Below are 14,006 nucleotides of genomic sequence, written 5' to 3' on the forward strand. Positions count from 1 at the left end.
CCGATGCAACACGCCTTTCTTTTATTCCCCTTTTTCGATTGGATAATCATGTGTAATCCAGTCACTCCATGAGCCAGGATACAGTTTAACGTTTGTAAAGCCAGCTTGTTCCAATCCTAAATAAAGTGGACATGCAGAAATTCCTGATCCGCAGTAAACAATTACTTCTTTGTTTTTGTCTCCTAGCGGTTTAAATTCTTGCTCAAGCTGTTCTTTATTCTTCCACGTACCATCTTCATTTAACACCTGTTTCCAAAATAGGCTCGCCGCCCCCGGGATATGACCAGACTTTGCATCGAGCTCTTCCTGTTCTCCAAGAAATCGGTCGTAGGCACGTGCATCCAATAAATGTGTTGCTTTTGACCGCTTGGCAACATCATCATGTGCCACTTTCATTTCGTCTCGAATGGTTGCTGAGAAGGTTGCACGTGTAGGCTTGTGTCGTTCATTCGTTGTCTGATATCCTCGTGACGTCCATTCTTTAAAGCCACCATCTAATACGTACACAGACGAATGGCCAATATAGGTCAGCATCCACCAAGCTCTCCCGGCAGCCATTCCGCCACTACCTTCATCATAAATAACGACTGGAGTAGCCTCATCAATTCCTTTACGCTCTGCCATCTCAATTATAGCACCGTCAGAAGGCAATGGATAACGACCACCTTCTTGTAAAGCTCGATCTGCCATATCTTCTACCATATCGATAAAAATCGCACCGGGAATATGTGCCTCATTGTAAAGACGCTTCCCTTTTTCTTCATCTTTTAAGTCATGTCTTGCATCTAACAACATAAACGTTTCGTCTTGTTTCATCCATTGCTGAAGTGTATCGACTGAAAGAATCATTCCTATACCTCCCATTTCTTTTCAACTTTACATAGCAACCAATTGGAAATCAATAAAAAAAGCCTGTCGACAAAGCCGACAAGCATTAATGGTTTACTGGTTTAGTAAAAACTCGGAGATTTCATTCAGATGTTGTTCAACAGAGATAGGATCATTAAAATAATAACCAATTGGATCCATCTCAAACACGCGATCATTTTCTACAGCTTCAAGCCCTTCCCAAATTGAGCTTTCATAAAGGAAATTTCCGTCCATGTTTACGGTCCAAGGTGCTGTTAAAATATAGTCACCTGCATAATCAGGAACAGCCTCTAAAGACAAGTTATTATAGCCATCTCCCTCTACAGCTTCAACAGCAGCTTCTGGCATCGATAAGTCAAATTCATTGTACATAATTTCACCACCGCGCCCCCAACCGCTTCCGTACAAATAAACATCGCTATCTGTCGGCTGTAAAATAGAAATCGTGCTATCACCTACCGCAGCTTGTACATCAGGTTTAAGATCCTCTACTTGTGCATCCCATTCGTCAATCCAGCTTTGAGCGGCCTCTTCCCGACCGAACATTTCCCCAAACTCTATAAGTTGATCTTTATACCCTAATGATGCGTAATCAACAGCAACTGTTGTTGCAATGCTTTCAAGCTGATCTAAAATTTCAGATGAGCCATAGGCAATAATTAAGTCTGGATCTAATTCAAGTACTTGTTCGACAGATACAGTGCTTGCATCACCTAGATTCTCAACACCTTCTGTATACGCTTCTAAAAACGGGCTTTCAAACACATAATCTGTTGCCGCAGCAACGTCAATCCCTAGTTCTTGTAAATAGCCAAAATAGACGTCCGCTAAAAGCACGACTCTTTCTGGATTAGCAGGTATCTCTTGCACACCATTCATCGCTTCGTATGGAATCGTCTCTGTGCCCTCTGTTGTTGAGCTACTATCGTTTTGCTCATCGGCTCCATTTCCACAAGCTGCTAACATCAGTGCACTAAGGGCAAAGGTCCCAAAAGACCATTTATGTAATTGTTTCATTTGCATGTACCTCGCTTCTATTGATAAAGATTTTCATTTTCAATAAAAGTATAATATGAAACAGAACAACGTGCAAATTTTAGCTTGAGCGCGTATATTTTTTTCATCTTTTTTAACGTACATATTGCGACAGTCTTCGGAAGACATTAAAATAAACGTTAGATTTTATGGGGGTGGTTCACTTGGAGAAAGAACATGAAACAAAATTGAAACGTACGCTTACGCTGGTACCGCTTCTTGTTATTGGCTTAGCTTACATGGATCCGTTAGTCGTTTTTGATACGTACGGTATCGTTGCTCAACTTACGGAAGGACATGTGGCAACGGCTTACTTGTTTACAATCGCAGCGCTTCTCTTAACGGCCTATAGCTATGGAAGAATGGTACAAGCTTTCCCTAAAGCGGGTTCAGCGTATACGTATGCCCAAAAAAGCATTCATCCAAATGTTGGATTTGCAGCTGGATGGACGCTCCTACTCGACTATTTATTCCTTCCAATGGTCAATTTCGCCATTGGTATGGTGTATTTGCAAGCAGCTTTCCCGCAAATACCTGCTTTTATTTGGGTTGTTCTATTAGCAACCGTCATAACGACAATTAATATTCTAGGCATTCGCCTTACCGCAAATGTAACTGGCTTATTTGTCTCTTTTCAAATTCTTGTGGCAGCGATTTTTATCTTTTTTGTTATCAAGGGGTTAGTGAATGGATTTGGTACTGGTCAGCTTTTGTCCATGATGCCTTTTTATAGTACGTCACTTGAAATGACGACTGTTTTTACCGGAGCAGCCATACTCTGCTTTTCCTTTTTAGGCTTCGATGCTATTTCAACCCTTTCAGAAGAAACAAAAAACCCAAAAAGAACGGTTCCTTTAGCCATTATTTTAGTTGTTCTTATCGGTGGTGCGTTGTTTGTTGGAGTATCCTATTTACTACAATTGGTATACCCACATTACGAATCGTTCGTTTCAGCTGAAGCAGCTTCATTGGAAATCGCTCAATATGTCGGTGGTGCTTTTCTTTACTCCCTATTCTTAGGAGGCACAATGGTCGCAGTTGTATCGTCATCAATGTCTTCTCATGCCAGTGCGTCACGTCTTTTATTTGCAATGGGTAGAGATAGCACGTTGCCTAAACGATTTTTTGGTTATTTACACCCTCGATTCAAAACGCCTGTCTTTAACATTGTCTTAATTGGCGTGCTCTCTCTGACTGCTATCTTCGGGGAACTTGAGATTATCTATTCCTTTATAAGTTTTGGCGCCTTAATTGGGTTTACGAGTGTAAATGCTTCTGTTATTGCGCACTATTTTATACGACAAAAGCAACGCTCTATAAAAGGGACCATACTCAATTTAATTATCCCTTCATTAGGAGCTATTTTCTGTTTATCTCTCTTATATTCAATTGAAACAAATGCATTAATAATCGGTCTAAGCTGGATGTTCTTAGGGCTCTTATATTTTATCTATCGCAGGAAAAAATTTGCATCCGTATAAAGGTTTGATTTATTGATTAGCAGCAAGTAAGATTAAGACTGATGCAAAAGGAGCGTATATGGATCCAATTGCTTAGGGGGTATATGTGCGACAGTTTAAGCGATCACTTTTATTCATTTTTACTTGCCTTATCACTATTTCTTTCCTTGTGTTTTACCTTTACACATCAGAAAATAGTCGTTTTTCCATCGATCATCTGGAAGAGACACTTGGTACAATGATGCGAGGAGACCATCCAGATGTTCCTATAGAAGAAATTATTTACGCTGACGAGCTCCATCCGATTGTAGCAGACAAAACGGAACAGTTAATAGAACAAGCTTCTCGAATTGGCATTTCCATTATTATTACTGATGGGTTTCGAACCGTCGAAGAGCAGGACGCCCTTTATGAGCAAGGACGCTCAACAACCGGCAACATTGTTACAAATGTTGCCGGTGGAGAATCCCTCCATAATTACGGCTTAGCCGTCGATTATGCATTACTTAATGAAAGTGGACAGCCTATTTGGGATCTTGAGTATGATGGAAATCAAAACGGTGAGAGTGACTGGATTGAAGTTGCAGACATTGCAAAAGACCTAGGATTTAATTGGGGTGGCGATTGGAAGCATTTTGTTGACTATCCTCACCTAGAAATGACATTCGGATACTCTATGCGTGATATTCAGCGAGCATTAAATGATTCTCTATCACCTACCGATTAATAAAGGAGTGACCGTTATTTAATAAGGATAAGGTCACTTCTTTTTATACTTTTAGCAGGAAAATCAGGAAAAAGCGAGAACTAATTTAGAGGAAGAAAACTTTATGTTCGATATATTAAAAGAAGTGGGTTGATAACCGTGGAGCTAGGTAGAACAATTAAGTACTACCGGATTAAACATAACATGACACAAGCTGAACTCGCTGATGGTATATGTTCTATTCCACATTTAAGCAAAATTGAAAATTCAATATATAATGCTAATTTCGGGACTGCAGCACTACTTTTAGAAAGACTCGGAATTAATATTGAAGAAGAATATGCCCAGCACTCAGAAATTAAACACACGCTCGATGCGTTTATAGAAGCCATTCAATTCGCTGACGAAGAGAAAGCACTTGAATACTATGAATCGCTTCTTGATAAAGAAACGGTTATACCGCGGACCAATTATCGTAATATGTATCATTTGTACATGATGCGCTACCATTTAATGAACGGTCATTTAACTCTCGCATTTAAAGATTGGAGTATTGTCGACAAGAACAGGAGTAATCTCGATCCTATTGAAGAACTTTCCGCCGAGTTGTTCTATGGCATTTATTTAGTTGAACTCGGACGACTTAAAGAAGCTAAACAGCTATTGCTTAGTATTAAAAATGCAGAACATTCATCACACTATCTTTTCGCTCGAGAAATCGCATTTATTTTATCCCATTGTTATACCGAATTAAACGAGCCTGAAAAAGCCATTATTTATGCAAAAGAAGCACTTTACCTATTTAAACAAGAAGATAATTATATACGCACTGCCCAATCACAAATGGTGTTAGGCATTAATTATACACAGTTAAATATGCTCGAAGAATCCCTTCGTGTGTTTAAAGTCCTCTTGCGTAATTCGCGACTATTCGGTCAACAATCGCTTTATTTTCAAGCAACCTATAATTATGGCATCCTCTTAAAGAAAAGTGGCGATTATGAAGCGAGTCACGACTGTTTCTTGCAATGCACAAACTTTTATGAACCTTCTAGCAAAAACTACCTCTATGCTCGTTTAGCCGATGTAGAAGTGCTGTTTTTATTAAATGCCGAAAAAACGAGTATTCGTGACATATTAGTTGAAATAATTGAGCAAAGCGTTACACAGGCTCATGAACGATTAGAGCTCCAAGCACGTTATTATATGTATCGTCTTGAATCGTCTGAACAACTCTATCATTTTATAGAAACGGAATTGTTGCCGCATTTGGAACGATTAGAAAGCCATGCGGAATTGTTGCCCTATGCTCGAGAGTTAGCTCATTGGTACCAACAAAATGGACACTATGAGAAAGCCAATGAATACTTACAGAAATACTCTTCCATTTCGACGAAGAAAGATTTGTCCATGGTCTAATAAACTGTAGATAAAAAGCTTATGAACGCACATGTGCGTTCATAAGCTTTTTTGATTTAAACCATAGACGAATGCGTTGCGATATGTAATCGAACAGCATAAAAAAAGCGCACGAGACTGCGCCCCCCACTGGAACCGTCCCGGCCCGAAAATCGAGAATGCTTTTCTCGAAAAGGCTAGATTGTTTCTAGTGGAAAGCGTCAGTCGGTAGCGCTTTATACAATCGATTACTAGTTAGAATAAGTCTTTTTCGTGAAAAAACGGATTAACGTGTTGCCGCTTCTGCGTTAACAAGACCACTTCCGAATTGATTTGTATTTCCTAAGTTTGTTGCCGTATTTTTAAGGTGGTTACGAATTTGAACATTTGACCAAGATGGATTCTTTTGCTTCACTAACGCAGCAACACCAGCAACGTGCGGTGTAGCCATAGACGTACCATTGAAGCTTGAGTATCCATTACCAGGAACCGTACTTTGTACACCAACACCTGGTGCTACAATGTCAAGACCTGCTCCGTACTGAGAAAAGCTAGCGCGGTTGTTATTTTGATCTGTTGCACCTACTGCCATCGCATTTGCATAGCGTGCTGGGAATCCAACATTTCCTGCACCTGAGTTACCAGAAGCCGCAACTACAAGAACGCCACTTGCTGTTGCTTGGTTAACAGCTTGTTCCATTGTTGCAGATCCAGCACTACTTCCTAAACTCATGTTTGCAATGTGCATGCCATTATTTGCAGCCCATTGTAACCCTTGAGCAATACCACTGATTGACCCAGAGCCACTTGCTCCTAGCACTTTAACCCCATATAAATCAACGTTTGGTGCTACGCCGAGTACACCAATTGAATTGTTTAACGCTGCAATTGTACCAGCAACGTGAGTACCATGACCGTTTCCATCACTAATATTCGGCTCTCCTGGTACAAAACTAGCGCCGCCACGGATTCTTAAATCAGCGTGATTTGAGATCCCTGTGTCTAAAACAGCCACACGAACTCCAGTACCTGTGAATCCTCTGCTTTGAGCAATCGGAGCTTGTACACGGTTAATTCCCCATGGAACGGTTTGCATTGTCGTTACCTCAGCATCTTCCTCTATATAGGAGATGGCAGGGTCAAGCTCTAATGCTTCTACATCTTGTGGGTCAAGTTCAACGGATAAAACAGGAATAAAATCAAATTCATGAAGGAGATCAATTTCAACATCTTCCACTTGAGAAGAAGAAATAGAATACTCATCTCCATCAATTTGGTCAACAAATTGGGACATAACTTCTTGTTCCTTAAAGCCAATGAGGTATTTTTCCTTCGCTTCCTCGGCTGCTTGTGCGATTGATGAACTAAATGCTACTGATATAATTAGTGCTGTTCCGGCAACAATTTTCCCCATTTTCTTATTCAATTCGTTATACCTCCTCAAAATGTTCCAACCTGCGCAGCTGGTAATCTAAAATTAACAAAATTTTAACTCTTTTGGTATTGGGAAACCTTTTTAGCTATTGGGAAATATCCGTAAATTAATAGTTAACTTTTTTGTTAGTTGATGATTAAAAAAGCATGTTATTGCTCATAATGGTAAAAAAAGGAGGAGAGTAGATGGAACTACTTCACCGTGTAAACTATGAGGATAAATCGATCAAACTCCCTACAAATAAACGTTTATCCCGCCACATTCTCACATATAGTCATTGGTACGATCAATCAACGGTTGAAAAAGCCAAAGCAGATTTAAAACAATTGCTGTAACATTACTATTTTCCATCATCAAGAAAAGAGACCGGTTTCCCGGTCTCTCGCCTTGTCGAATGAATGAAAAACAGCTCGTTATTCAGTTCCATGACTTACAATTCGTTTCGCTTTCAGTCACGTTTTTCATACTCCGTTACTACAGAAGCATGCTTTTCATGCATCATCGTTTCCACATACCAGCCTGTGTCATCTTCTAGCTGCTCTAGAATATGCGTATGTTCATTTACATAAGCAAACGCTTTGCTATCTTCATAGGGGATATGCAACGCTTTTTTAATGTAATGAGTGAACACTTTAGCCTGTATGCTTTCAACGAGACGATCCATCCCTTGTCCTGTTTTAGCCGAAAGAAAGATCTCGTCTTTTTCTGTTGACCATTCCCTTGTCTCTACCCGATCCATTTTGTTATAGACCGACAAAAGAGGTTGATCTATCTCCAATTCCTTCAACGTGTTTTCTGTTGTACGCATCATTTCTTTATAATGACTACTAGAGTAATCAACAACATGAAGCAGTAAATCTGCTTCGCGAGCCTCTTCTAACGTTGAACGAAAAGCTTTTACTAAATGAGTCGGCAATTTTGAGACAAAACCGACTGTATCCGCAAGAAGAAAAGGCAAGTTCTTTTGCATTTCGACACGCCTAACCGACGTATCTAGCGTCGCAAACAACATGTCTTTTTCAAATACTTTTTTCTCCTGCTTTTCAGTTACAAAAGCGTTAAGTAACGAGGACTTCCCTGCATTCGTATAGCCAACTAACGCTACAACCGGGATACCTTCTGTTTTCCTTTTTTGCCTTTGCGTTTGACGGCGCTCAACAACGACTTCAAGCTCTCTTTCTAATGCACTGATTCTACTTTCAATTTTTCTGCGGTCCAGTTCAAGCTTTGTTTCCCCTGCACCTCGGTTCGCAAGACCAGACCCACTGCCGCCTTGCCTACTTAGCGAAGCCCGCATGCCAACAAGACGTGGTAATAAGTACTTCAGCCTCGCAATTTCAACTTGGAGCTGCGCTTCGTTTGTCTTTGCGCGCTCTCCAAAAATATCTAAAATGAGCATGGTTCGATCATAAACCGTCACTTCAAGTTCTTTTTCCAAATTTCGGATTTGTGACGGGGTAAGCTCATCGTTGAAAATTACTAAATGAACGTCAAATGAATCAATTAATCGAGACAGTTCTGTCACTTTGCCGCTCCCAAGATAAGTTGCTTGATTTGGTGTTTGAAGCTTTTGGGTGAGTGACGCAACCGGATTTAAGTCAAGTGCTCTAGCTAAATTCTCCAACTCTTCCATCCCATAGTCAAAGTGGCTGTCTCCTTGACGCTCAACACCTACCACAATAATATCTTGAATGGTTCTTGTTTCTGTTTCATGCATTTTATTTAAAAACCTCCATCTCATTTTGTTGGTACACAAAAATGACACACGACTCAGCCTGTGTGTAAACGAAGGTTATTTAGCCCTATAAATGCCATCGTCAACAGGTGATGCTGCGTATCATTACATTCTACTTTGCTCTGTAACGGTTAAATCGATCATGATGACGATTCCTCCTTTAAGCTTCTAACTTAAGAGTACCACTTGTTAGATAGCCGTGTAAATTAAGCTGTGCAGCTATTTAAGTGGGTACGGTAATTCATCCTTTTTCTTTTTTAAGCTTCTAAGAATTAACTGGTTCACAATCTCAGGATATTCATGATGAACCCAGTGTGTTGCGTCATCGATAAAAATAAGTTCTCCATTTGAACAACGTTTCAGACTTTCTTTTGCTAATGTTTTTGACAAAAACGGGTCGTTCCACCCCCAGAGAATCGTTGTTGGTACATGTATCATCTGATCAAACGGCTTAGGACCATTCCGAAAATCCAGCCGAATAGCTCGGTACCAGTTTAACATCGCTGTCAGTGCACCAGGCATTAACCAGGCATTCCGATAGTGCTCTAAGTCTTCTTCCACAAAGGCACCCTCACGCCCTGTCATTTGTAAGCCTTTTGCCATATATTTAAATTTCTTTGTTTGTAAAAGTTTTTCTGGTAAAAAGGGAATTTGAAAAAACGCCATATAGGAGCTACGAACTAGCTGTGTTGGATTTTTCAGTATTCCTTTGGGGATATCTGCTGGATGAGGAATATTAATTGGAATAAACGTTTTAATTCTTTCTGGTTTTGTTGAGGCCAAATGCCACCCTACCGCTCCTCCCCAATCATGTCCGATGACAATGGCTTGTTTTCGCTTATACGCGTCAATAAGCGCAACACAATCGTCCCTTAATGTGTCAAGACTATAAGCCTCTACTTCTTGTGGTTTGTCACTTTCATTATACCCACGCTGATCAGGCACTACGACGTAATAGCCTTGGGTAGCTAACGCGGTTAATTGATGCCGAAACCCGTACCAAAACTCAGGAAAACCGTGCAACATAAGAATGAGTTCACCCTCTTTTGGACCAGCACAAACCACGTGAAAGGTATGCCCATTCGCGTCAATTAGTTGATGTTCAAACCTCATTATCCTTCACACCTTTCTTTTCGATAGTCTTCTCTACCCGTATTCTTTCGCCTTTATGCCAGCACTTTCCTGTTACCGATATTAGGTCTTGACGTACATGGAGACTTCGCATATACTAATTTTACAATCACATACATTCCTTCAAAGGGGAGTAGCTGCAAGTGATTTTTACTTGAACCAAAGTCGTCATTACGTGGATGATCTCCACCGGCTTTGTTTGGCATGATACATAAATGTCTAGCAAGACCTTTGCCTCGTTCGTATACAAGGCAGGGGTCTTTTTTGTATTCATAAAGATCCCTCATTTTGTCGAACCTAAGGGGTGCAAAAAAAGAGAGGCGTGTTGTTTATGGATGCAGCTTTATTACTAGAATATAGCTGGGTGTTACTTGTTTTAATTGCTTTAGAGGGAATTCTTGCCGCTGACAATGCTTTAGTCTTAGCGATTATGGTAAAGCACTTGCCGGAAAAAGAGCGAAAAAAAGCCCTGTTTTATGGTCTTGCCGGGGCATTCGTTTTTCGTCTCGCTTCCTTATTTGTTATTTCGTTCCTCGTAGACGTTTGGCAAGTACAAGCGCTTGGAGCCGCTTATTTGTTATTTATTGCGCTAAACCACTTGTTCCGGAAGCATGTTGTTAAAAAGCAAGAACAAGCCGCCGGTATCACGAAAGTAAAAAAAGGTAGTGGCTTTTGGACGACGGTATTTAAAGTTGAAATTGCCGATATAGCGTTTGCTGTAGATTCTATTCTCGCTGCAGTTGCCCTAGCAACAGCTTTAACACCTACGGGCTTAGGAATGGTCGGAAGTATGGATGTTGGTCAGTTTGTTGTTGTCTTTTTAGGTGGATTTATTGGATTACTCATTATGCGATTCGCAGCATCTAAATTTGTTATTCTGCTACAAAAACGGCCTGGATTGGAAACCGCGGCGTTTATTATCGTTGGCTGGGTAGGTGTGAAATTAGCGGTTCAAGTTCTTGCTCATAATGCAATTGCCGTTATCCCGCATGAATTCCCACATTCTACTGGTTGGAAATTATTCTTCTATACCGTACTTGTACTAATTGTTCTTGGTGGTTGGTTCTTCTCAAAACAACCAAGCGACGGGGATGAATCAAAAACGGAAATTGAAAAACGAGCAGAAAACAAAGTTGAAGGGTAAGGAATCGAAACACCGAAAGCTTGCGCACTACGCGCAAGCTTTTTTAGTTCCACTTCTCCATCGTTAACCGTATAAAAATTCCATTTCCCCACCATAAGGATTGAATATTCTGCACGTATATGTTTCACTTAAATAGAACCACTAGGGGCGTCTTTTGACTGAGAAAAGCGTAGCTTTGACCCTTTGAACCTGATCTGGTTTATACCAGCGTAGGGAAGTGGAGATGCTAGTTATTGATTCAATAGCTCTCCGTTAGGGTCCTCCCTTTGTGTAAAAAAAGGAGGTTATTGTTATGAGTTTTAGCAACGAATTACGTGCACACGCCAACCCCGTATTTGAAGCCATTTTACAACACCCGTTTGTCCAAGGTATTGGAAAAGGACAACTCCCACCTGAAGCATTAATCCATTATGTCAAGCAAGATTTTGAATACTTGAATACATTTATGCAAATTTATGGATTAGCGATAAACAAAAGTACGACGAGAGACGACATTGCGCTATTTAATGAACAAATATCGTTTATTCTTCATAGTGAAATTCATCCACACAATAACTTTTGTCAAGTGGCAGGGGTTTCGTACGACGAACTTCAATATGAACCCCTAGCACCAACCGCTCACCATTATACAAGACATATGCTTGATGTAGCTCAAAAAGGTTCGTTAGCAGAGATTTTGGCCGTCCTTCTCCCTTGCCCTTGGACGTATCAAGTTATTGGAGACTACCTTTATGAAACATTTAACCCAACAAAGGATCACCCTTTTTATGAATGGATTTCATTCTATCGTTCGAATGGTGAAATGAACGTCACTTCCTTATTCTGCCAGCGTTTAGATGAGCTTGCTAAAGACGCGACTCCTGTTCAAAAACAGCAAATGATTGATCATTTTGTGAAAAGCTGTCAATTAGAGTTTGCGTTTTGGGAAATGGCGTACACAAATGAATCTTGGCCTGTTTCATTAGAGTCTGTTACATGAAGTATGTATGGTATGCGAGCTACGGATCAAATTTATTAGAAGAACGCTTTCTTTGCTACATTCGAGGTGGACAGCCAGCTGGTTCAACAGAAAGCGAACCAGGAGCACGCGATCCATCCCTTCCACTTCGATCAATTCAGTTTTCAATGCCTTATCCACTTTATTTTGCAAAAGAACGAACAAAATGGGGTAAAGGTGGCGTAGCTTTTATTCGTAATAAGCGAAATGAGCAAGCTTACACATTATCGAAAGCCTATCTCATTACCCTTGATCAATTCATTGATGTTGTTCGACAGGAAAATCGACTAGAAACAATCTCCATTGATTTTGATACATTGTTTAAAGAAGGTTCAATTGAATTAACGGATGGCTGGTACAATAAATTACTTGTCGCAGGCTATCAAGACGATCTGCCTGTTTTAACGTTTACGTCCCACCAAGATTGGCCACTTGAAGAGGAAAAAGCTCCTGCTTCTTCATATGAAGAGACATTACTAATTGGATTATTCGAACTCGGCTTAACGAAAATAGAGGCTAAGCGATATGTAAAAGCCCATTATCCTGGCAACGAAAGACAAGAAGAGGATGCGAGAGGTGAATGAGGAAGTTTGATAATTCAAGGTTTTTTTGATGAAAAATTACACAAAAAAGCGCGTTAAACGGTGACTTCAGCTCATTTTTAGAGCCGAAGAGTTGCCTATGGCTTGTTGACACGGTAACTGCGATATGAATTAAGCAGTTACCTTGTCACACATTCGCCGATAGTAAGAAGACCGTCAGAAGCGCTACTATCAAGAGCCATTCTTTTTTACATCATGAGAAGCTTGTAACAATCCCTACTTTTTCTTCTTTAGTAGGTTGATCCATTATCCGTTTGTTTTGCTAACACTTCTAAAACTGCTTGGTATACCGCACCTTGATAGTCATTTCCAGCGTTTTCATCGAGCTTCACACCAAAGTTAAGATCAATGTATTGACCTTCATCAAGCTGCCAGAATTCGTTATCACGACCTGATTGCGACCCATCTCCTAAGAATAGTTCTCCTGTGTTTTGGTCGTACTCACTTTCATCGACAATGGCCACAAGCACTTCTACATCATCCGATGCAGCGCTAGATGCTGCCGAGAATGTTTGGACTTCGTTCGTTACACCATTAAATAGTTGATCCAAGCGATACTGCGCGTCTTCATATACATCTCTTCCAGGAGCTACTGTATATTTCAACGCGATATAACCAACTTTATAAGCATCGATCGGCACTTCAAGATCAACTTGATGTCGATAAGTAGCCTGTAAGTGTGTATCAAGCGTTCCTGTATTTTCAACAGACAACCAATCTCCAAAAATGAGTTGGGATGGGGCAAAATTAGACGCTTGTACAATTGAACCGTCAATGTCCTGTCCATTGTTCAATTCCAATGTACCGCCTTGAATTTCACCAGTAGCTTCTACAGAATCAGTAAACCAAGCAAATGAGCCAGTTGAAGTGGCTGTAAAAACCAATGCACCTGCAAATGCTGTTCCGAGTAATGACAGTTTAAGGGCTTTCTTTTTCATAAAGTTGCTCCTCCTTAGGTTTGTTCCGTTTTTTTTGTATCATTTCAACAATTGTTAGGATAAAAAAAAGCATTAAAGGAATAAATACGACATAACGCATATCGATATTTTTTTGTATAGTTTCTGCGACAAGACCTACTTTAGGAATCGTAAAACGGTGTACACCTACAATTTGTTCGCTTACGATAGGAAGACGATCTTCAATCGTATTATTGTCCCCTTTCGTTATGTAGGACTTGCTCCCCTGTTCGATCGATTCGTTTACAATACGGTGCGTAAACAAGCGTCGTTCTGGTGTCATATACGTGACAACATCCCCTACATCTACACCTTCCACTTGTTCAATAATAATAACGTCACCAGCAGAAAAGGTTGGCTCCATACTATTCGATAGCACGGTAAAGGACGTATAACCAAATAACTCCATGCCACCACTTTCTTCTTCTCCATTCAGCTGTAAAAACAGCAATAGGACAACAAAGAATAGGAATGAAAACAACGTCATGACCACTAAGCGTATGCCTGCCCATACTTTTTTCGCCATTTGTTACACCC

Annotated in this window: 14 protein-coding genes and 2 riboswitches; of the genes, 7 read left to right on the forward strand and 7 right to left on the reverse strand. The window is 40.3% G+C overall.

Annotation, left to right across the window (positions count from 1 at the left end; all coding sequences use genetic code 11):
- Positions 1–21: 21 nt before the first annotated feature.
- Together FPV17_RS17780 and FPV17_RS17785 are read right to left on the reverse strand one after the other, a co-directional pair.
- Positions 22–849: a sulfurtransferase gene (locus FPV17_RS17780; protein WP_060704801.1), complete on the reverse strand. Its 828-nt coding sequence runs from the start codon at positions 847–849 to the stop codon at positions 22–24.
- A 93-nt stretch (positions 850–942) separates the two neighbouring features.
- Positions 943–1,887: an ABC transporter substrate-binding protein gene (locus FPV17_RS17785; protein WP_186370647.1), complete on the reverse strand. Its 945-nt coding sequence runs from the start codon at positions 1,885–1,887 to the stop codon at positions 943–945.
- A 167-nt stretch (positions 1,888–2,054) separates the two neighbouring features.
- Between FPV17_RS17785 and FPV17_RS17790 the strand changes: the two genes are divergently transcribed.
- The 3 genes from FPV17_RS17790 to FPV17_RS17800 all read left to right on the forward strand — a co-directional run bounded on the left by FPV17_RS17790 (position 2,055) and on the right by FPV17_RS17800 (position 5,490).
- Entirely contained in the window at positions 2,055–3,386 is a 1,332-nt protein-coding gene (locus tag FPV17_RS17790; RefSeq protein WP_035394736.1) for an APC family permease, read from the forward strand.
- A gap of 217 nt (positions 3,387–3,603) precedes the next feature.
- Positions 3,604–4,092, forward strand: a complete 489-nt coding sequence (locus tag FPV17_RS17795; RefSeq protein ID WP_144560527.1) for a M15 family metallopeptidase — start codon at positions 3,604–3,606, stop codon at positions 4,090–4,092.
- 138 nt (positions 4,093–4,230) lie between these two features.
- Positions 4,231–5,490 (forward strand): helix-turn-helix domain-containing protein, encoded by a 1,260-nt coding sequence (locus FPV17_RS17800; RefSeq protein ID WP_035394737.1) that lies wholly within the window; start codon positions 4,231–4,233, stop codon positions 5,488–5,490.
- Positions 5,491–5,755: 265 nt separating this feature from the next.
- Here the strand turns inward: FPV17_RS17800 and FPV17_RS17805 are convergent, their stop codons facing one another.
- Positions 5,756–6,895: a S8 family peptidase gene (locus tag FPV17_RS17805; RefSeq protein WP_060704798.1), complete on the reverse strand. Its 1,140-nt coding sequence runs from the start codon at positions 6,893–6,895 to the stop codon at positions 5,756–5,758.
- Positions 6,896–7,089: 194 nt separating this feature from the next.
- On the opposite strand from FPV17_RS17805, the gene FPV17_RS22070 reads away from it, so the two are divergent.
- Entirely contained in the window at positions 7,090–7,239 is a 150-nt protein-coding gene (locus FPV17_RS22070) for a hypothetical protein (protein ID WP_158331971.1), read from the forward strand.
- A 113-nt stretch (positions 7,240–7,352) separates the two neighbouring features.
- Here FPV17_RS22070 and hflX read toward each other — a convergent pair whose 3' ends face one another.
- Entirely contained in the window at positions 7,353–8,621 is a 1,269-nt protein-coding gene (hflX, locus tag FPV17_RS17810) for a GTPase HflX (RefSeq protein WP_144559732.1), read from the reverse strand.
- Positions 8,622–8,858: 237 nt separating this feature from the next.
- The gene (locus FPV17_RS17815; protein ID WP_437183300.1) at positions 8,859–9,752 is read right to left on the reverse strand and encodes an alpha/beta fold hydrolase; all 894 of its coding nucleotides are present in this window, start codon (positions 9,750–9,752) and stop codon (positions 8,859–8,861) included.
- A 134-nt stretch (positions 9,753–9,886) separates the two neighbouring features.
- A riboswitch (yybP-ykoY riboswitch) is annotated at positions 9,887–10,060 on the forward strand.
- A gap of 41 nt (positions 10,061–10,101) precedes the next feature.
- Here FPV17_RS17815 and FPV17_RS17820 point away from each other — a divergent pair.
- The 3 genes from FPV17_RS17820 (at position 10,102) to FPV17_RS17830 (ending at position 12,495) form a co-directional block, all read left to right on the forward strand.
- Positions 10,102–10,914: a TerC family protein gene (locus tag FPV17_RS17820; RefSeq protein WP_144559736.1), complete on the forward strand. Its 813-nt coding sequence runs from the start codon at positions 10,102–10,104 to the stop codon at positions 10,912–10,914.
- Between the two features lie 133 nt (positions 10,915–11,047).
- A riboswitch (TPP riboswitch) is annotated at positions 11,048–11,147 on the forward strand.
- Between the two features lie 59 nt (positions 11,148–11,206).
- Positions 11,207–11,893 carry a thiaminase II gene (tenA, locus tag FPV17_RS17825; RefSeq protein WP_035394739.1) on the forward strand — a complete coding sequence of 229 codons (687 nt, stop codon included), beginning with the start codon at positions 11,207–11,209 and terminating at the stop codon, positions 11,891–11,893.
- Entirely contained in the window at positions 11,890–12,495 is a 606-nt protein-coding gene (locus FPV17_RS17830) for a hypothetical protein (RefSeq protein WP_144559738.1), read from the forward strand. Before tenA ends, FPV17_RS17830 begins: the two co-directional genes overlap by 4 nt.
- 248 nt (positions 12,496–12,743) lie before the next feature.
- Here FPV17_RS17830 and FPV17_RS17835 read toward each other — a convergent pair whose 3' ends face one another.
- Both FPV17_RS17835 and FPV17_RS17840 read right to left on the reverse strand, forming a co-directional pair.
- Positions 12,744–13,451: a TasA family protein gene (locus FPV17_RS17835; RefSeq protein ID WP_035394741.1), complete on the reverse strand. Its 708-nt coding sequence runs from the start codon at positions 13,449–13,451 to the stop codon at positions 12,744–12,746.
- Positions 13,432–13,995 (reverse strand): signal peptidase I, encoded by a 564-nt coding sequence (locus FPV17_RS17840; RefSeq protein ID WP_035394742.1) that lies wholly within the window; start codon positions 13,993–13,995, stop codon positions 13,432–13,434. The genes FPV17_RS17835 and FPV17_RS17840 overlap by 20 nt, the downstream gene beginning before the upstream one ends.
- Positions 13,996–14,006: the final 11 nt, after the last annotated feature.

Origin of the sequence: Shouchella miscanthi (assembly GCF_007725405.1) — a bacterium.
In the GTDB taxonomy this organism is placed as follows: Bacteria; Bacillota; Bacilli; order Bacillales; family Bacillaceae_D; genus Shouchella; species Shouchella hunanensis.